Here is an 18,075-nt window from a genome sequence, read left to right on the forward strand (position 1 = left end):
CGCCGCTTCTGGTGCTTCAGGTGTCGGCCTGCGTCCGGACGGTCCCGACCGGCCTGACCGGGAGGGCCGCCTCGACCAGCGGCTCGCCCCGCGTCTCGGTGCCGTACCGCCACAGCACCAGCCCGGCCGCGACCAGGGGTACGGCGCTCACCAGGGCCAGGCCCTCCAGACGTGGCGCCGAGCCGAGCAGCAGCGGCCCGAACAGGCCGCCCGCCTTGGTGCCGGCCGCGGCGACACCGCTGCCGGTGGCGCGCAGTGCCGTCGGGTAGACCTCGGTGGCGTACGGCGCCAGCAGGGCGGCCATGCCGCCGGAGGCGATGAGCAGCAGGGCGGTGAGCGCCACCATGGCGCCGCCGTGCCCGTGCCGCTCGGGGCGCAGTACCGCGTATCCGACCAGGACCAGGGCCGTGAGGGCGGCGTAGAGGCACATCGCTTTGCGGCTGCTCCACCGCGCGTACAGGGCGGCGGCGATGAAGGTGGCGGGCACCGCGAGGGCGGAGGAGACGAACAGCAGGCCGCCCGCGCGGGTGCCGGAGCCGGCCGAGGTGAGGAAGCTGGGCAGGAAGGTGATGAAGCCCCAGTTGACGATGCCCCAGCTCACACCGAACAGCACGATCACCCAGGTCTGGCGGCGGTAGCGGGCCGACAACAGCCGGGAGGAGCGGCCCCGTTCGGGCTCCGCTCCGAGGCCAGGTCCGTCAACCGGCCCGCCACGCGGGTCCGTTGACGCGTCACGCGTGCCGCCCTCGGCCCCCGGCACCGCCCGGATGCCGTACCGCGCCATGACCCGGGCCGCCTCCTCCCGCCGTCCGGACTCGATGAGGAAGCGGGGCGACTCGGGGATCCACCGGCGCAGCACCACCAGCAGCAGACCGGTCGGCAGCCCCAGCAGCCACAGGGCTCGCCAGCTGTAGTGCGGGACGAGCAGGGTCGCGCAGCCGCTCGCGACGAGGTAGCCCGCGGCGGCGCCGAACCCGCTCTGCGCGACCATGATCCAGCCGCGCCGCCGGGCGGGCACCGACTCCGACATCAGCGAGTACACCGTGGGCAGCATGCCGCCCGCGGCCATGCCCATCAGGGCGCACATCGCCAGGTTCCAGCCGTACGACGGCATGAAACCGCAGATCGAGGTGGCCACGTACATGAGGGCCGACAGCAGGATCGTCGAGCGGCGGCCGTAGACATCGGCGAGCCTGCCCCACAGCAGCGAGCCCACGACGGTGCCGCCGATGGCGACCAGCGGCAGCAGGGCCGCCTGCCCGGCGTCCAGCCCGTACTCCGCGCGCATGCCGGGGACCGCGAAGCCGAGCGACGCGGGCTTCATGGTGTCCACCACCAGCGCCGCGGACAGCACCGTCACCAGGGCCCGGTGCGCGCGGGTGAACCCGGCGCCGTCCAGGGCGGCGTACCGCGGGGCGCGCGGCCCGGAGCCGCGAGCGGCGGTCCGCTCCCGGGTGGGCAGCAGACTCCAGGCGGCGGCGACAAGGCCCAGCACGATCAGCACCATGCCGGTGGTCATGGCCGGGCTCATGCCCATGCCCGCCATCGCGAAGTGGTCGTCGCGCGTCATCCAGTACGACGGGACGTGCAGCACCACCCCGATGACGACCAGGACGGAGCCCGCGGCGAAGACGACGCGGCGCGATACGCGCTCCCCTGCCGGAGCGGAGGTCACCATCGGGGGTCCTCGGGTACGACCATGTCCCGGTCCAGTTCGGCGGGGCCCGCGCAGCCGCACAGGGTCAGGGTGTGGGCGAGTTCGTCGCGCAGCAGGCCCAGCACGCGTTCCACCCCCTGCTGTCCGCCGACCGCCAGGCCCCACACCACCGGACGCCCCACGGCGACGGCGGCCGCACCCAGCGCGAGCGCCTTGGCGACGTCGGTGCCGCGCCGGACTCCCCCGTCGAGCAGCACGGGAATCCGGTCGCCCACCGCGTCGAGCACGCGGGGCAGTTGGGTGACGGTGGCGGGAGTGGTGTCGAGCTGCCGGCCGCCGTGGTTGGAGACGATCACCGCGTCCATGCCCAGATCGGCCGCGATCCGGGCGTCCTCGGGGTGCAGTACGCCCTTGATGACGATCGGCAGTCCGGTCATGGCGCGCAGCCGCCGGACGTGGTCCCAGGACAGTTCCGGCGAGAGGTCCACCTGTCTGACGTGCCCGGGTTCGTCGGCGCGCAGCGAACGCAGGTTCTCGCACACCATGCCGGGCGGCAGGTCGTGGAAGTCGTTGCGGTCGTTGCGCACATGGCGGCCCAGGGCCGGGGAGTCGGCGGTGACGACCAGGGCGGTACAGCCGGCGTCCTCGGCGCGCCGCACCAGGGCCTCGGTGAAGCCCATGTCGCGCTGGACGTAGAGCTGGAACCACAGGCGCGCGTCGCCCGCCGCCTTCCGGGCCGCCGCGGCTATCTCCTCGACGGCGACGGTGGACAGCATCGCCGCGATCATGATCGCCCCGGTGGCGGCCGCGGCGCGGGCGGTGGCCCGCTCGGCGTCGGGGTGGGCCAGCCGGTGGAAGGCGGTGGGGGCGAGCACGATCGGCATCGAGGTGCGGTGGCCGAGCAGTTCGGTGGTCAGGTCGGGGCGGCCCCGTCCCCGGAGTACGCGCGGCACCAACGCCAGCCGGGCGAAGGCGGCTTCGTTGGCGCGCAGGGTGATCTCGTCGTGGGCGCCACCGGCGAAGTAGTCGTGGTGAACCGGGTCCAGCAGTTCCCGTGCGAGCGGCTCGTACTCGCGCACGCTCAGGGGCGCCCTGTGCGTCGAGGGGGCCTTCGGAGCGGTGCTCATCACCGTTCACCGCCCGTCGCGCGGGGGCGGTCCAGCGCCTCGGCCAGGTACTCGACCAGCGGTTCGACGTGCACCACGGGGTCGTTCCACTCGTTGTCGAGGTTCTCCTTGAGGCGGTGCTCGGAGACGACGTCGCCGCGGTGGAAGTGGCGCACCACCGGATGCAGGTACCGGTCGTCGTGCCGGTGCTCCCGCTCCCAGGCACGGCCGGCCGCGATGTCGAAGGGGTCCAGCCGGTCGTGTCCGGGGAAGTACTCGAAGGTGAGGGTGAGGTAGCTGTCGTGCTGCCCGAAGTCCGAGTCGTGCAGATGGTCCACCGGCATCTCCTCGTAGTGGCGGACGCCGTCGTCGTCCACCACGAGCAGGTCGCACAGGAACGTGAACTGCTGCCAGAGGGCCGAGGTGGTGGCCAGACGTGCCAGTACGGCATCCGCCAACTGAGCCGGGTCGGACGGCAGCGCCCGGTTCGGCCACTCGGCGCGCTCGTAGCGGCACTCCAGCATCCGGGTCAGGGCGCGGACGCCGTAGCGGAAGCCGTGGATGAAGGCGCTGGTGTACTTCTTGAAGTCGCGGACCTGGGTGAGGGTGCCCGCGACGTACAGGTCGGGGACGTTGACCGATTCCCAGGAGGACGTCAGCGCCGGGAACCGGTCCTTGATGGTCAGTTCGGGACGGCACTCGGGGGCGAAGATCGAGGCGTCCATCGCGAAGCCGGTGCAGGCGAGCACCCGGTCGTAGCGGAAACGGACGGTCTCGTCGCGGCGCAGATAGGTCAGTGTGACCTCGTATCCGCCGTCGGGCAGCTTCTCGACGCGGTCCACGGTGGCGTCCAGCACCGAGTTCTGGGCCTTGAGCTGGTATGTGTCGAGGAAGTTGCTGTTGACCGCCCGTAAGTGGCCGATGAAGTGCGTCTTCCAGGCGAGTTTGATCGAGCTGGGGCCGAGGACATGGATGACGGCGGCCCGCTCGATGAGGTGATCGGCGGTCTCGAACCCCGAGTTGCCCTTGCCGATGATCAGCACCCGCTGGTCGGTGAAGCTGTCCCGGTCCAGCGTCATGTCCGCGTACGATTCCGCGGTCTCGATGCCGGGGATCGGCGGGACGTACGCGCGGGAGAAGCCGGTGGCGACCACCACGCGCCGGGCGGTGCGTACGGTCCCGTGCTCGTCGGTGACCCTGAACGGCCCGCGCTCCCCGTCCCGGGCGACCTCGGTGACCCGGGTGCCGTACCGTATGGCCAGTTCGTGGTGGGCGGCGAAGTCGGCGAGATAGCGCAGGTAGTCGTCGGCGTGCGGGAAGTAGCGGTCGGTGTACCGGGTGAACCGGGGCATGTCGTCGTCGCCGAGCAGCGAGTTCCAGTCCACCCGCAGCTTCTGGTCCGGGTCGTCGAATCCGCAGTACGGCTTGTTGATCGAGATCATCTGCCGGTGCCGCGGGAACTTCCGGTAGAAGGCGCCCGGTACGGGACCCGCCTCCAGGACGAGGTGGTCGCGCCGGGCCCGCTTGAGGAAGTAGGCGAGCTGCACACCGGCGGGTCCGGCGCCGATCACCAGGTAATCGAGAGGCTGTTGCGTCAATTCGGTCTCCGGGGGACGTGCGGCGGCGGGTTCGGGGTGCGCGCGTCAGGGGGTGGGGCCCGGGTACGGGCAACTGCGGGCGGCCGGGCGGGAATCGCCGTTCGCCGCTGGGTCCGGTCGGCGCAGGGGGCGCCCTTCGGTGTCGTGGGAGGCGAAGTAGCGGGTGGCCGGCCGGGTGCGGCGGGCGGCCAGCACCATCCAGGTGCCGAAGCCGAGTTGGGCGATGCCGCGGCCGACGTCCTCGAAGCGGCCCCGTGTCCACAGCGCGCCGCGCAGGGCGAGGAGCCGAGGGCGGGAGAGCGGGGCGTTCCGGCGGATCAGCAGACAGGGGGCGCGGTCGGGGATGGACCGGGTGTGGGGGACGGGAGAGTCGAGCGCGAAGCGGGTCAGGACCTCGCGGGTCGCGGCGCGCATGATCAGGGGTGCCAGACGCCAGGCGGGGCAGGGGCGGTTGGCGGCCACGCCGAAGGGGATGTGGTGGGCGTCCCTGGCCGAGGTCCGCTCCCAGCGCTCCGGGTCGAAGGCGTCCGGATCCGGGTATCCGCTCGCGTGGTAGTCGGGGTAGCTGAAGCACAGGACGGATCCGGCGGGGAGGACCGGGAGACCGTCCAGGGCGATGTCGTCGGTGGCGATGCGGTGGGCGATGCCGAAGAGCGGGTAGAGCCGGAAGGTCTCGTCGAGTACGTGGGAGAGATACCGGTCGTCGTCCGGGTGCTCGGCCACCCGGCGCTGTACGTCGTGATGCTGCGCCAGCGCCAGAAGCAGATGGGCCATGGCCTCCGACATCTGGACGACGGCCGTGTTGAAGAAGGTTCCCTGTAAGTAGTACGCCTGCTGACGGCGGGTCAGCCCGGTCGGCAGGGGTCGCCGGGTGCTCGCGTCGTCGTCGGCGAGCCTGCGCAGCAGGTAGGCGGTCAGGCGGTGGCGGCGGCGCAGGTGGCGTGGGCGGGTGCATTTGAGGGCGTTGACCACGTCCTCGGCGTTGTCCACGATCAGCCGTCGCACATGCGCCGGGCAGGGCTCGTCGAAGACCAGGCCGTGGAAGAACTCCGCCCACACCGGCATCATCAGGTCCCGCAGCCGGACGAGGGTGACGCGTCCGGTGGCCGCGTCGTCGAGGACGGACGCGGTGTGCCGGGCGGCGCGCGCGGACAGCGTCTCGGAGGGCCCCGAGAGGAAGGCGAGGGTGCGCCGGGCGACCTCGTCGTAACGGGGCCCGGCCTCCAGGTGCTCCTGATGGACGTCGGCGCCGGGGGCGAGCCAGTACCAGAACAGGTCGGACAGGGCGGCGCCTTTGCTGCGGCCACCGGCCGCCGGGTGGCCGTAGACCTCCTGGAAGCGGTCGGCGCCGACGGTGGCGTCGGGGAAGGTGCCGCCCTCGTCGCCGTTGACCCGGGCGAAGACCCTCATCCGCAGGGCGACGACCGTCCGGGGCAGCCAGGTCGGGGTGGACAGCAGCAGGGTTCCGGCCGCCAGGGCCGCCGCGGCCTTGGGCCTGACCATCGTCACGCTCCTCCCAGTCGTTCCCCGTCCCGGAGGAGGGGGCCGTGCGGGACCGCCTGATCCCACGTCAGAGCGCGCATGTTCGCCCTGTTGACTGAAATTGCTTTACGATGCCGCAGAAATTCGAAGCCGACGGTACTTGATGTTTAAAGCGCATCACCAGAGAGCGTCACAGTGACCTGGATCACAGGGCGTTGGGAGTGACGGGAGTAAGGCTGCGCCGACCCTCGCGTCGAAATACCGAACGCGAAAGACCGGGCGACTCCACAAGAATTCCGGTGACCTTGAGGCAACCATTGGGCGATGCAAGGCTTCTGACGTCTCGTGTGCCGCAATCGACGGGAGACACGAGATGAGACCTCGCACCGCGCCGCCCCGCCGACCCCGGCGTTCCCTGCCCGGCTGGGCTCCACCGGCGGCACTGCTTCTGGCCATGACGACGTCCTGCACCGGCTCCGCGCCGGGGGGCGGTGTCGCCGGGGCCGCGAGGCCCGGCGCCGCCGGAGTGGGTGACCGGCTCTTCCCGACGCTCGGCAATGGCGGCTACGACGTGACGCATTACGGGCTGACACTGGATTACACACCGGAGACCAATCATCTGAAGGGCACGGCGGTCATCACAGCGCGGGCCACCCAGGATCTGAGCCGCTTCGACCTGGACCTGTCGGGCCTGCGGGTGCGCACCGCGACGGTACAAGGGGCGAAAGCCGAATTCTCCCGTTCGGGCGACGAGTTGGTCGTCACACCGGCGAAGGCATTGGAGAACGACGAGATCTTCGAGGCGGTCGTCACGTACGACGGCACCCCGCGAACGGTCAAAGGCGACGACGGAGGTCTGGAAGGCTGGATCGAGACCGACGACGGCTCGACCGCCCTGGGCCAGCCGACCGGCTCCATGACCTGGTTCCCGGGCAACCATCACCCGTCGGACAAAGCCAGGTTCGACATCTGGGTCACGGTCCCCAGGGACGAGGACGGCGACTTCTACGACGCGGTGAGCAACGGCGAACTGATCGCGGAGAAGGACCGGGGCGAGACCGTGACACGGCACTGGCGTACCGCGGAGCCCATGGCCGGGTACCTCGCCCATGTCTCCGTCGGCTACTTCGAGATCCACAAGAGCCGGACCCCCGACGGCCTGCCGGTCCATGTCGCCGTCGACCCCGACGAGGCCGAAGACGCCGAAGCCGTCCCGCGCTTGGTGCCCGAGATCGTCGACTGGGCCGGTGAACTCTTCGGCCCCTACCCTTTCTCCTCGACCGGCGCCGTCGTCGACCACCTTCCCGAACTCGGCTACGCCCTGGAAACCCAGACCAAGCCCTACTTCGCCGAAGCCCCGGACGAGACCCTGCTCGTCCACGAGTTGGCGCACCAGTGGTTCGGCAACTCCGTGACCCCGCGGCTCTGGAAGGACATCTGGCTCAGCGAGGGAATGGCCACCTACGCGGAGTGGCTGTGGGAGGAGAAGCGGGGCGGCAGGAGCACCGACGAGATCTTCAGGGACTTCTACGACGGCACGGACGACGAGGCCGAGGGCATCTGGGCCTTCCCGCCCGCCGATCCGCCGAGCGCTGGGCGCGTGTCCGACCCGCCCGTCTACGGCCGCGGCGCCATGGCCGTACACCAGGTGCGCGAGGCCGTCGGCGACGAGGTCTTCTTCGACATCCTCCGCACCTGGACGCGCCAGCACCGGCACGGCAACGCCGACACCCGGCAGTTCGTCGCCCTGTGCGAGAGCAGGTCCGGGAAGGACCTGACCGGGCTCTTCGACACCTGGCTCTTCAACGAGGGGAAGCCGTCACGGAGGTGAGAAGGAGCCCGGGTCGGCCGGCTGAAAAGCGTTCGTCGCCCGTCGCCCGGCGGGGCTAGCCTCGCCGGTCATGGGAGCACGAGCGCAGTACGTGGTGGTGGAGAACGGCGCCTGGCAGCGGTACTTCTCGCACTGGGCCGCCAACCGGGTGGTCGGTGATCTGCTGCCCGGTCCGGCCGCGGCGACGCGCTGCTTCCGCGCCCAGCGGAAGATCGACGAATGGCTCGACGACGTGTGGTGCGAAGGCGCCGCGCTCGTCGACCACGACCGTCGGATCCTGCGCTGGTTCGGCTTCGCGGACAGCTGGGCCGACCATCGCGCCGCCCGCGCCGTACTGGCCCGGACCTGGCCCGGCTGGGACGTCCGCTTCGCGCATGACGGCATGGGTGACCTCACCCACCAGCTGGGCGTCGGCAGGGACCTGACCCGTGCGCCGGGCTGGTTCGAGACCTTCGAACCCTCTGAGTTCACGGGCGACGAGAGCACCGAGCCCTGGTCCGTCGTCTCCCTGCGCCTGCCCGACGGAAGCGTGCGCGCGTGGGGCAGCGCGTGGGAACCCATCGATCATCTCGCCGGCGGCCCCGCCCTGATCGACCTGCTCCCCGCCTCGGCGGCCACCCCCGCGCCCACCGACATGCCGTACGGCGGTGTCCACTTCGACCCGCGGGCCCGCACCGTCTCGCTCTGGGCGGTGCAGACCGTGACCGGCGTTCACGACTGGCCGTTGCCCGGCTGGGAGAGCTGGACCCTGGACTTCCACGGCGACGACCACACCCGGCAGGCCGAACTGCTCCCCGCCGACTTCCCCTTCCCTCACCTCTCGCTCGCGACCGCCCTGAGGCGACTCGGCACCAGCCTCGGCACCCCGCCGCCCGACATCACCTCACTCCTCGCCCACGCCGCGGAGGCAACCGCCCCCGCGGGCACCACTCCCGTGCTGAACCCCGCCGCTCTGGTGACACCCGAACCGGCCGAGTCCACCCCGGCCGAACTGGCCGGTCTGCGTGCGGCACTTGACGCGCTGCTCGCGGGGGCGGAGACCGACTGACCACCACCCGGTGGGCTCCCGGCGGGCCCCATGAGCGGCAGGACCAGGCGCGGCGGATCTTACGGTCGGTGGGTCACCCAGAGCAGTTCCGCCGGCCAGCGGTGCGCCCAGTCGGGCGGGTCGGTTTCGTTGTAGCCGTTGGGCGTTCCGGGTCCGGGCCGCGGCTCGATGAGGTCGTCGATGACCAGGCCCGCGCCGCGCAGGACCTTGACCCAGTCGCCGTAGGTGAGTTGATAGCTGGTCGCGCCGTCGCCTTCGCCGATGGCGTTCAGCCCGAAGTAGTCCTGTCGCAGCGTCGTGGTCACGCGGCCCGCGGCTTCGTCGTAGCACGCCTCGAACCATGGGCTGGCGACGTTGAACACCAAGCGCGCGCCTCGGCGCAGGACGCGCGCGGCCTGTGGGACGGCCAGGCGCGGGGGCGCCCAGCTGAGCCCGCCGAAGTCGCAGAACACCAGGTCGAAGCTGTCGGCTGCGAACGGGAGTTGCTCGGCGGCGCCTTGCACCAGCGGGTAGCGGGCCGCTCCCATCGCGCGGGCCGCCGCGGCGAGTTGGGCTTCGGACAGGTCGAGCCCGACCACGGTGGCGCCCTCGGCGGCGAGCGCCCTGGACCACTGACCGGCGCCGCAGCCGAGTTCGAGGACGCGCTTGCCGGTGACGTCACCCAGGGCGTGCAGGTGCGCGTCGGGAACGGAGTACATGCCCCACAGCCGGGGTGCGGCGCCGATCCGCGGGTCGTGCTCGTGCTGGTAGGCGCCGCTGATCCGGTTCCAGAGCCGCCGGTTGGCGGGGATGCTGTCCACACGCCGACTCCAGCACCGCCTGCCGGGCGCGGTCAACACGATCCGGGGAACCGACCGACCCGTTCCGTCGCCCCGGTCCGGCACCGGGTCGGCCCGTGAACCGCCGGACGGGTCCTCAAGCCCCGGCCCGCTCGCCCCTCCCCCGGGCCCGCTCCCGCCGGTACGCCTCCGCCCGGGCGAGGTAGTCCCGGTGCTCCTGCTCGTGGTCCGGCGGCAGATCCGGCTCGTCGGTGGTGGCGAAGAACTGCACCAGGGCGTCGTTGGAGCTCGCGGCCAGTTCTCCGGAGCGGGCGAACATGGCCGACTCGTAGTGGGCGACCGCCTCGTCGAGGGTGACCACCGGGTCGGGGCCGACCGCACGGCTGACGGCGTGCGCCAGTTCCGCGCCGTCCAGCATCGCGAGGTTGGCGCCGTGGCCGCCGAAGGGTGCCATCAGATGGGCCGCGTCCCCGATCAGCGTGACTCCGGGGACGTGTTCCCAGGTGAGCGGGGCGGGCAGCGCCCAGAAGGACCGGGGCACGTAGTCGCCGTCGTTGCGGACGATCAACGCGCGCATGACCGGCGACCAGTGGCCGAACTCCCGTACGAGATGGGCGCGGACGCTCTCCCGGTCGGCGAGGTCGACACCGGCCGCGATGTGCCAGTCCGGTGCGGCGCGGAACGCGATATAGCCGCGGACCACGCCGTCGCCGTTGCGCTGAAGGATCACCGCGCGGCCGTCGTTGTCGTTGGAGAACAGATGTCCGGGGCCGACGAGCCCGGCGATCTCGGGGTGGCGTGAGTCGACGTCGTCGAACCGGGCGTCCAGGAAGCACACCCCGAGGTGCCGCGGGGCGGCGTCGCCGACCAGGGGGCGGACCTTCGACCACGCCCCGTCGGCGCCGATCACCAGGTCGGCCGACACGGTGGTGCCGTCCGCGAACTCCAGGAGGTGACCGCCGTCGCCGAGCGGGCGCACGCCGACGAGCCGGTGGCCCCACTGGACGGTGCCGGGCCTCAGGTGGTCGAAGAGCATGCGGCGCAGCCCGCCGCGGTCGATCTCCGGCGCGGCCTCGTCGCCGGGGGCCGGGGTGAACTCCGCCAGGACCGTGCCGTGGTGGTCGCGGCGGGTCTTGGCCTGCCCCTCCGGCCGGGCCCGCGCCAAGAAGGCGTCGAGCAGCCCGGCGTCCTCAAGGGCGATCTGCCCGGAGTCGGCGTGCAGGTCGAGCGTGCCGCCGGGGTCGCGGGAGTCCACGGCCTCGTCGGCGTCGTACACCGTGACCTCGATGCCGTGCCCCTGCAGGACGCGGGCGCAGGTCAGACCGGCGGGGCCGCCGCCGATCACGCAGATCCGGGGTGTGCTTCGGGGTGTGCTGTTCGTCATCGGGACCTTCCCCTCGGGTGGCGCGGGATCGCGAACGAGTCGCGACAGCACCCTGTTGAGTGCAACCGCTAAAAAAGCGTAACAGCTCAACTTTCTAATTCGCTCCACAATCGCGATAAGGTGACCGGGTGACCGAGATGGGGCGCCGAGAGCGCAAGAAGGCAGCCACCCGCCAGGCCCTCGCCGACGCGGCGCTACGCCTGTTCTCCGAGCGGGGGTACGACGAGGTCGGGGTGCGCGAGATCGCCGACGCGGCCGACGTCTCGGTGACGACGCTCTTCAAGCACTTCCCCGACGGCAAGGAGGCGCTGGTCTTCGACCAGGACGTGGACCGCGAGGCGGCCCTGGTCGCGGCCGTCCGTGAGCGCCCCGCCGACCGGTCCGTACCGCAGGCCCTGCACCGGCTGCTGCTGGGCGAGCACTCCCGGCGGGTCCACACCGACCCCCGGTTCGACGACTTCCTGCGCCTGGTCGACACCACCCCGGCCCTGCGCGAGTACGCCCGCCGGATGTGGCTACGGCACGAACACGCCCTGGCCGCGGCGATCGCCGACGACGCCGGACTGCCCGCCGACGACCCGAGCTGCCGAGCCCTGGCCCACTTCGCCCTGGAGGCACCCGTCCTCGTCCGCGGGTCCCAGGACCCGGGCACCGCCCTCGGCCGGGTCTTCGACCTGCTCGACAAGGGCTGGACGGCGCACAGGCAGAAGTAGCCGCGGGACAGTTCCGCCTGTGATTCCGCATGGTCCGGCACCGCTCGACCGTGATCGACTTCCGCTGCCCGGTGAGGGGGAACCAGCCCCGGACACCGCGGCGACCGGAACCTCGACCCACGTGAAGGAATCGGACATGAACAAGATCAAGGCCGCTCTCGTCGCCGCCGCCGTCGCCCTGGGCGGACTCGGTGCCGCCGCCGCACCGGCCCAGGCGGACACCTGCAAGCTCCTGGGCAAGACCTACAACTGCGGCTACACCGTGACGTCCGAGCCGCTCCCGAACGGCACGGAGCAGGTGTTCGTCATCGGCACCGACCGCGCGGTGTGGACGAACTGGAGCCTGCCCGACGGCAGTTGGTACGGATGGGAGTCCATGGGCGGCGTCGCTCAGAGCGGGATCTCCATCTGGGACGTGAGCGACGGCGGCTGGGTGTTCTCGATCGTCATCACCGGCACCGACGGCAACCCCTGGCACCGCACGCGCTCCGCCGGTGGCACCTGGTCGCCCTGGTCCCTTCCCACCTGCCCCGAGCCGGACTACAACGCGTCGTGCTGACGCCCGGTGCGGGCGCTCCCGCGGCCACGCAGGAGCGGGCGGGACGGAGCCGACGGCCGACCGGGTGAGGCAGACCGGGCGGCCACGGCGGCCGCGGCCTAGGTTGGGGGCAGGGCACCGGCGGCGGGCACGAGGAGCGGCGAGATGGCGGCAGAAGTGGATCACGCGGCCCTGTTCGCAGCCGTCCCGACCCCGTGCCTGGTGCTGGGCCCGGATCTGGTGATCGTGGACGCCAACCGCGCCTACCTGGAGACCACCGGCCGGACGCGGGACGACCTGGTGGGCCGACACGTCTTCCAGGCGCTCCATGACGACGCCGGGAATCCGGACGCCGACGAGGTGCGGAACATGGACACGTCCCTGCACCGGGTGCTGGCCACCCGCCGACCGGACACGATGCCGCTCCAGAAGTACGACGTCGCCGTCCCGCACCGGCCCGGCATGTTCGAGGAACGCTGGTGGTCCCCGGTGAACATCCCCGCCCTCGGCCCGGACGGTCAGGTGGCGTGGATCATCCACCGGGGCGAGGACGTCACCGCGTTCGTCAAGGCCCACCAGGCGACCCACCCGGCGGGCGTCCGGGTGGGCAAGAAGCTGGAGGCGGCCGAGTCGTTGGAGGCGGAGCTGTACGCGCGGGCGCGGGAGCTGCAGCGGCTGAACGAGGAACTGCGCCGGGCCCACACCCGCGAGCGCGAGATCGCCGTCACCTTGCAGGAGGCCATGCTGCACACTCCTGACCTGGCACATCACTCCCAGGACGTGGTGGTGCGCTACCAGCCGGCGGTCGGTTCGCTGAATGTGTGCGGCGACTGGTACGACGTCGTCGACATCCCCCCGGACCAGCTGGCACTCGCCGTCGGCGACGTCATCGGCCACGGTCTCGAGGCCGCCGCGGTCATGGGCATGCTGCGCAGCGCCCTGTCGGCGGCCGTTCGCGCCCTCCCGCGCCCCGCGCAGGCTCTGGAGGTGCTGGGCCTGTACGCCCGGTCGATCGACGGCGCGCTGGGCACGACCGCGTTCAAGGCCATCGTCGACCGGCGGAGCAGGCTGATCACCTACAGCAACGCCGGTCACCCGCCCCCGGTCCTGGTGCACACCGACGGCCGGACCGAACTGCTCGACCAGGCGACCGACCCACCGCTGGGCGCACGCCCGCAACATGTGCCCCGCCCGCAGGCCAGCCTCCACTACAAGCCGGGCGGCACGCTGGTGCTGTACACCGACGGGCTCATCGAACGCCGCGACGAGGACATCGACACCGGCCTGAACCGCCTGATCGAGGTCCTGTCCGAGTGCGGCCGCCTCGGTCCCGAACAGGTGGCCGACACCGTCCTGGCCCGCCTCGGCGTGGCGGGCGGCGGGCGCGACGACGTGGCCCTTGTCGTCGCCCGGCTCTAGGACCTGTGATCGTCAGGACCTGTGATTGTCAGAACCTGTGATCGTCAGGACCTGTGATTGTCGCGGCTTCCCTGGCCCCGGCCCCTCAGAAATACCCCTCCTTCTCCGAGAGCCCCCTCTCCCGCGCCCCCGGCAACGGTCCCGTCCCCGGGCTCTCCTCCGTCTCCGGGAGCCGCCGCACCGCGTAGATCGTGGTGTCGTCGGTGAGGCGCCGTCCGCTGTGCCGGAGCACGCCGTCGCGGACGCGGCGGACCAGGAGGCCGGGCGCGGCGCAGCCCGGGTCGGCGGCGATCGCGGCGGCGACGTCGCCGTGCAGGTCGTAGAACTCGCCCTTGCGGTTGCGGGCCTCGGTCACCCCGTCGGTGACGAGCAGCAGCGTCTCCTCCTGTGCGAGCGGCACCCGGCGGGTCGGTGGCAGCCCGCCGGTCAGATCGCAGAGCCCGAGCGGCACCCCGTCCCCGCCGGGCAGCTCGCGGACGCCGTGCGGGCCGATCGCGAGCGGTGCCTCGTGTCCAAAGTTGATGACGTCGACCACGCCGGGCGCGCCCCTGGAGAAGGCCACCAGTACGGCCGTGGCGAACCGGTCGCCGTCCTCCTGTCCGATCGCGATGGTGTGCACGCGGTGCCGCAGCATCCGGATCTCCAGCCGCTCGGCGACCGTCCCGAGATCGTCCTCGTGATACCCGGCTTCCCGGAAGGTGCCGAGCAGCGCGGCCGCCGCCTCCACCGCGCCCAGCCCCTTGCCCTGCACATCGCCGACGAGCACGCGGGTGCCGTAGGGGCTGGGCTGGATGTCGTAGAAGTCGCCCCCGACCCGCGCCTCGACATCCGCGGCGAGATACGCGCCCGCCTGCTCGAGACCGGCCCAGCGCGCGGGCAGCGGGCGCAGTACGGCGCGTACCGAGGTCTCCAGGATGTCCTGCATGCGCAGCATGCGCCGCTCCTGCCGCACCCGGAGCGCCGCCACCAGGGTGGCCAGCGCACCGCCGAGAGCGACCAGGACGAAGTCGGGCAGGCCCGCCTTGTAGTGGTCGGGCCAGGCGTGGTCCACGAGGGCGTACGCCACCAGGGACACCAGGCCGAAGGCGGCCGTCGTCCCCGCCCCGCAGACCGCGGCGGCGAGGCCGGGCACCAGGACGATCCAGGAGACGATCCGGAACTCCGCGCTGGTGTTGAGGTCCAGCACCACGATGCCGATGAGCAGCAGCGAGGGCAGCGACCAGGCGTAGCCGCGCACGCGCTCCCGCTGCGGGCGGTGCCGCTCGCGCCGCGTCCCGGTCATGGCGGCCCAGTCTCCATGCTCCACAGAGAAACACGAGGGGAAGCACCCCGCATGCGGGCAGCGGCCCCGGATGTACGGGACGTGCCCGGCCTCCCGGCACGGTCCGGTAGGGGCATCCGGTCGGGGAGGGGGCGTTCCCACGGCGCTTCGGCTCCACGGGCGGACGCCGCGACCGGCCCGGTGATCACGGTTCCCGTGTGCGGGACACGCGGGAATCCGCCCGGTGACACCCCCGTCCCGGCAGCGGTCTACGCCCTGGGCAGTTGAAGCGCGGCTCGCGCGGAGGCGTCAGGCTGTCGCATCGGCAGCGGGCTCGTGGAGAGGGCGGGCAACGCCATTCCGCCCATCACGTGGTCGAGTTCACGCAATATGCTCGTCGCCGCGTCCCGTACGCGCGCAGGTACATCGCCACGCTCCGCGACAAGTTGGTGGTAGATCGGAGCGTCCTGAAACATGGGGTCCCTTCCCGTAGTGATCATGATGGGTACGGGCGCCGAGTCTAAGGGCTGTCCGCGGTCGGGCGTGCCTGACGGCAGAACGGTGACCGATTACGTCGAGTCCATGACCGTGGCCCGCGCGGCCGTCCGGAAGGCCGGGCCCGAGCCCGTCGACGACGCGCGTGCGGACGAGATGACGCGGCGGCAGGTCATGGAAATGAGGCGGCGGCCGCTCGGACGCCATGGAGATTCTCGTCGTACGCGGTGACGCAGGCGCGTCGCTGGGCTGCGCGGATCCCGATCCGCCGACCGGTATGCCGCCGGCCATGGAACTCACCACCGACCCGGTCCGTGACCGACCTCACGCCGTATCCCGCCCCCGAGTCGCCGTCCGCGGGGGCCGCCTTCCGCCCGTGCTCACGGGGTCGCGCGGCCGGTACGACGGCCCAGGTGACGACCATCGGCGTTTCGGCCACCACGAGTTCGAGGACCGGCCCGCCCCGGCAAGGGTCGATGTATCCGGCACGAACGCTTATTCGCCTGGCGCCGGGATCCCTACCACGTCCGAAAAACGTGTGTTCGACACCAGGGCCCTTGTCGTTGATCCCGGTGACCCCGTCCCCGTCACCAGAGGCCACCATGGACCGCTTGCCCCATCCTCAGACCGTCCTTCCGCCCACTCCCGCCACGCCTGGCCCGCTCGCCCTCACGCCGACGCGGGCCCGATGCGCCGTCGAGTCCTTCCGCGTGGCATGTCCGGATACGAGGTGGGCGGCATGAGCAGGTCCACCGATGAATCAGCCGAGCACGTGCCCGGGCCGCGCACCGCCCCCACGGCGGAGTCCGCCGAAGCCCTCGGCCACCAGGGGGAGCAGGACCCGCCACCCCCGCCGAAGTCCGGCGGCGAGTCGGCGATGCGGTACGTCGACCTGACCGGCAGCCGTGAAGCGGCCGGCCGTTCGATCCGGCTGCGTGACATGGCCCGGCGGCTGCCGCAGCTGGTGCGCCGCTCATTGGCTCTGGCCTGGCAGGTCGACCGACCGGCGACCATCGGACTCCTGCTGTGCCAGGCCACCGCCGGTGTCATGCAGGCCCTCGGCCTCGTCGCCATCAGCGGCACCCTCACCGCGCTGCTCACCAGCGATGACGTCTACGACCGGCTGCTTCAGGCATGGCCGTCCGTCGCCCTGCTGGCCGGTGCCGCCGGTGCCCGCGCGCTGCTGGGCATCACCGTCAGCTGGCTGTCCTCCCGGCTGGGCCCGCTGATGTCGCGCGAGGCCGAGCAGCAACTGCTCCTCGGCTGCGCCGCGGTCGAGTTGTGCGCCTACGACGACCCCGAGTTCAACCGTGCCCGTGAGGCGGCCGACCGCGGAGCGCAGGTCACCGGGGACCTCATCGACGAGGGGCAGGACCTGATCGCCTCGGCCGCCTCCTTCGTCGCCGGAGCGCTCGTACTGGCCGGGGTGAACGCGCTGCTCCTGCCGCTCCTGATCGCGGCGAGCCTGCCGCAGGCCCTGGCCCAGATCAGTGCCGCGCGGGTGCGGTATCTGGCGAATCTGCGCAGCAACGGCGACCTGCGCATGCTGTCGGTGCTGCGCTGGCACATCTACAACCGGGACGCCGCCGACCAGATCCGCGCCGGCACCATGGCCCCGTTCCTGTCCGGGCGGTACCGGGAGACGGTCGCCCGAATCAACCGCGAGGACCGGGCCGCGGCCGACAAGGGCGCCCGTATGTCCCTCGTCGGCGCGCTGTGCGGCGGGCTGGGGTCGGTCGTCGTATGGGCGGCGGTCGTTCTGCTGCTGGCCGACGGGCGGATCAGCGTCGGTCACGCGGGGACGGCCGTCTTCGCCCTCCAGATGGTCGGCCAGTCGGTCCGCGGTCTGGTGGCGATCGGCGCGCGGGCCGTGCGCACGGGCCTGTACATGGACGACTGGAGCGACTTCCTGGAGCGGGCGGGTGGCTTCCGAATGCGCCGGGGCTCGCACCGCCCCGAGCCGCCGAGGACGATCGAGATCAAGGCGGTCACCCACCGCTATGCGGGCAAGGACCGCGATGCCCTGTCCGATGTCTCGCTGACCCTGCGCCGCGGGGAGGTCACCGCTCTGGTCGGCTTCAACGGCTCGGGGAAGTCGACGCTGTCCAAACTGATCAGCGGCCTGAACCTGCCTACGACCGGGGAGGTGTTGTGGGACGGGAGGCCGGTCAGCGAGGCCGATCCGCAAGATCTGTGGCGGCAGGTGGCCCTGGTGCCCCAGGACTACGCGCACTGGCCGCTGACCGTGCGCGAGAACGTGCACCTGGGGCAGCCAACGGCGCGCGGTGACGCCGCGGTGCGGGAGGCGTGCGAGGCCGCGGGCGCGGACGAGGTGGTCGACCGACTCGCCTCCGGTCTGGACACCCTGCTGGCGCGCGAGTGGCTCAACGGCGAGGAACTCAGCGGCGGCCAGTGGCAGCGCGTCGCGTTGGCCAGGGCGTTCTTCCGCGAGGCCGGGCTGCTGGTCCTCGACGAACCGACCGCGAACCTCGATCCCCGCGCCGAGTACCGCATTTTCCGGCGTCTGCGCGATCTGGCCCGGGACCGCGTGGTGCTGCTGGTCACGCACCGGATCACCAATGTGGCCGTGGCCGATCGGATCGTCGTCCTCGACGAGGGCAGGATCGCGCAGCAGGGCACCTACCAGGAACTGTCCCAACAGGCCGGTATCTTCCAGCAGTTGCTCTCCTACCAGGTCACCTCCGAGGCGGCCGGCGAGCAGACCGGGACCCGCACATGAGCCACACCGACGGCACTCCACGCC

13 protein-coding genes are annotated in these 18,075 nt (G+C 71.9%); 6 read left to right on the plus strand and 7 right to left on the minus strand.

Features of this window, described 5'->3' with window-relative positions:
• Positions 1–16 precede the first annotated feature (16 nt).
• From ACLF5H_RS31350 to ACLF5H_RS31365, 4 genes are read right to left on the minus strand one after another with little or no spacing between them, the layout of a single operon-like run.
• Complete coding sequence (locus tag ACLF5H_RS31350) at positions 17–1,678, minus strand: MFS transporter (RefSeq protein ID WP_421679380.1); 1,662 nt, start codon at positions 1,676–1,678, stop codon at positions 17–19.
• Positions 1,672–2,784: an alpha-hydroxy acid oxidase gene (locus ACLF5H_RS31355; protein ID WP_421679381.1), complete on the minus strand. Its 1,113-nt coding sequence runs from the start codon at positions 2,782–2,784 to the stop codon at positions 1,672–1,674. The genes ACLF5H_RS31350 and ACLF5H_RS31355 overlap by 7 nt, the downstream gene beginning before the upstream one ends.
• A complete protein-coding gene (locus tag ACLF5H_RS31360; RefSeq protein WP_421679382.1) occupies positions 2,784–4,361 on the minus strand; it encodes an NAD(P)-binding domain-containing protein in 1,578 nt (525 codons plus the stop codon). The genes ACLF5H_RS31355 and ACLF5H_RS31360 overlap by 1 nt, the downstream gene beginning before the upstream one ends.
• A 45-nt stretch (positions 4,362–4,406) precedes the next feature.
• The gene (locus ACLF5H_RS31365) at positions 4,407–5,864 is read right to left on the minus strand and encodes a cytochrome P450 (protein ID WP_421679383.1); all 1,458 of its coding nucleotides are present in this window, start codon (positions 5,862–5,864) and stop codon (positions 4,407–4,409) included.
• Between the two features lie 433 nt (positions 5,865–6,297).
• Here ACLF5H_RS31365 and ACLF5H_RS31370 point away from each other — a divergent pair, with 433 nt between their 5' ends.
• On the plus strand, positions 6,298–7,674 hold the full coding sequence (locus ACLF5H_RS31370; RefSeq protein ID WP_421679384.1) for a M1 family metallopeptidase: 1,377 nt from the start codon (positions 6,298–6,300) through the stop codon (positions 7,672–7,674).
• Between the two features lie 70 nt (positions 7,675–7,744).
• Positions 7,745–8,722, plus strand: coding sequence for a hypothetical protein (locus tag ACLF5H_RS31375; RefSeq protein ID WP_421679385.1), 978 nt, complete (start codon positions 7,745–7,747; stop codon positions 8,720–8,722).
• 59 nt (positions 8,723–8,781) lie between these two features.
• Here the strand turns inward: ACLF5H_RS31375 and ACLF5H_RS31380 are convergent, their stop codons facing one another.
• The gene (locus ACLF5H_RS31380; RefSeq protein WP_421679386.1) at positions 8,782–9,522 is read right to left on the minus strand and encodes a class I SAM-dependent methyltransferase; all 741 of its coding nucleotides are present in this window, start codon (positions 9,520–9,522) and stop codon (positions 8,782–8,784) included.
• Between the two features lie 115 nt (positions 9,523–9,637).
• Complete coding sequence (locus ACLF5H_RS31385) at positions 9,638–10,885, minus strand: FAD-dependent oxidoreductase (protein WP_421679387.1); 1,248 nt, start codon at positions 10,883–10,885, stop codon at positions 9,638–9,640.
• Between the two features lie 137 nt (positions 10,886–11,022).
• Here ACLF5H_RS31385 and ACLF5H_RS31390 point away from each other — a divergent pair, with 137 nt between their 5' ends.
• The 3 genes from ACLF5H_RS31390 to ACLF5H_RS31400 all read left to right on the plus strand — a co-directional run bounded on the left by ACLF5H_RS31390 (position 11,023) and on the right by ACLF5H_RS31400 (position 13,555).
• Positions 11,023–11,598, plus strand: a complete 576-nt coding sequence (locus ACLF5H_RS31390; protein WP_421679419.1) for a TetR/AcrR family transcriptional regulator — start codon at positions 11,023–11,025, stop codon at positions 11,596–11,598.
• Positions 11,599–11,734: 136 nt separating this feature from the next.
• The gene (locus ACLF5H_RS31395; RefSeq protein WP_421679388.1) at positions 11,735–12,157 is read left to right on the plus strand and encodes a hypothetical protein; all 423 of its coding nucleotides are present in this window, start codon (positions 11,735–11,737) and stop codon (positions 12,155–12,157) included.
• 144 nt (positions 12,158–12,301) lie between these two features.
• Positions 12,302–13,555 carry a PP2C family protein-serine/threonine phosphatase gene (locus ACLF5H_RS31400; protein WP_421679389.1) on the plus strand — a complete coding sequence of 418 codons (1,254 nt, stop codon included), beginning with the start codon at positions 12,302–12,304 and terminating at the stop codon, positions 13,553–13,555.
• An 85-nt stretch (positions 13,556–13,640) separates the two neighbouring features.
• On the opposite strand, the gene ACLF5H_RS31405 is transcribed toward ACLF5H_RS31400, so the two are convergent.
• On the minus strand, positions 13,641–14,837 hold the full coding sequence (locus ACLF5H_RS31405) for a PP2C family protein-serine/threonine phosphatase (protein ID WP_421679390.1): 1,197 nt from the start codon (positions 14,835–14,837) through the stop codon (positions 13,641–13,643).
• Positions 14,838–16,188: 1,351 nt separating this feature from the next.
• Here ACLF5H_RS31405 and ACLF5H_RS31410 point away from each other — a divergent pair.
• The gene (locus tag ACLF5H_RS31410) at positions 16,189–18,051 is read left to right on the plus strand and encodes an ABC transporter ATP-binding protein (protein ID WP_421679420.1); all 1,863 of its coding nucleotides are present in this window, start codon (positions 16,189–16,191) and stop codon (positions 18,049–18,051) included.
• Positions 18,052–18,075 lie beyond the last annotated feature (24 nt).

Origin of the sequence: Streptomyces sp. LaBMicrA B280 (assembly GCF_049222185.1) — a bacterium.
GTDB lineage: Bacteria > Actinomycetota > Actinomycetes > Streptomycetales > Streptomycetaceae > Streptomyces > Streptomyces murinus.

Coding starts and splice junctions, on each gene's coding strand:
- ACLF5H_RS31350 (WP_421679380.1), bottom strand. CDS start 1,678: ATGGTGACCTCCGCTCCGGCAGGGGAGCGCGTATCGCGCCGCGTCGTC.
- ACLF5H_RS31410 (WP_421679420.1), top strand. CDS start 16,189: ATGCGGTACGTCGACCTGACCGGCAGCCGTGAAGCGGCCGGCCGTTCG.
- ACLF5H_RS31385 (WP_421679387.1), bottom strand. CDS start 10,885: ATGACGAACAGCACACCCCGAAGCACACCCCGGATCTGCGTGATCGGC.
- ACLF5H_RS31355 (WP_421679381.1), bottom strand. CDS start 2,784: ATGAGCACCGCTCCGAAGGCCCCCTCGACGCACAGGGCGCCCCTGAGC.
- ACLF5H_RS31400 (WP_421679389.1), top strand. CDS start 12,302: ATGGCGGCAGAAGTGGATCACGCGGCCCTGTTCGCAGCCGTCCCGACC.
- ACLF5H_RS31365 (WP_421679383.1), bottom strand. CDS start 5,864: ATGGTCAGGCCCAAGGCCGCGGCGGCCCTGGCGGCCGGAACCCTGCTG.
- ACLF5H_RS31405 (WP_421679390.1), bottom strand. CDS start 14,837: ATGACCGGGACGCGGCGCGAGCGGCACCGCCCGCAGCGGGAGCGCGTG.
- ACLF5H_RS31390 (WP_421679419.1), top strand. CDS start 11,023: ATGGGGCGCCGAGAGCGCAAGAAGGCAGCCACCCGCCAGGCCCTCGCC.
- ACLF5H_RS31395 (WP_421679388.1), top strand. CDS start 11,735: ATGAACAAGATCAAGGCCGCTCTCGTCGCCGCCGCCGTCGCCCTGGGC.
- ACLF5H_RS31370 (WP_421679384.1), top strand. CDS start 6,298: ATGACGACGTCCTGCACCGGCTCCGCGCCGGGGGGCGGTGTCGCCGGG.
- ACLF5H_RS31375 (WP_421679385.1), top strand. CDS start 7,745: ATGGGAGCACGAGCGCAGTACGTGGTGGTGGAGAACGGCGCCTGGCAG.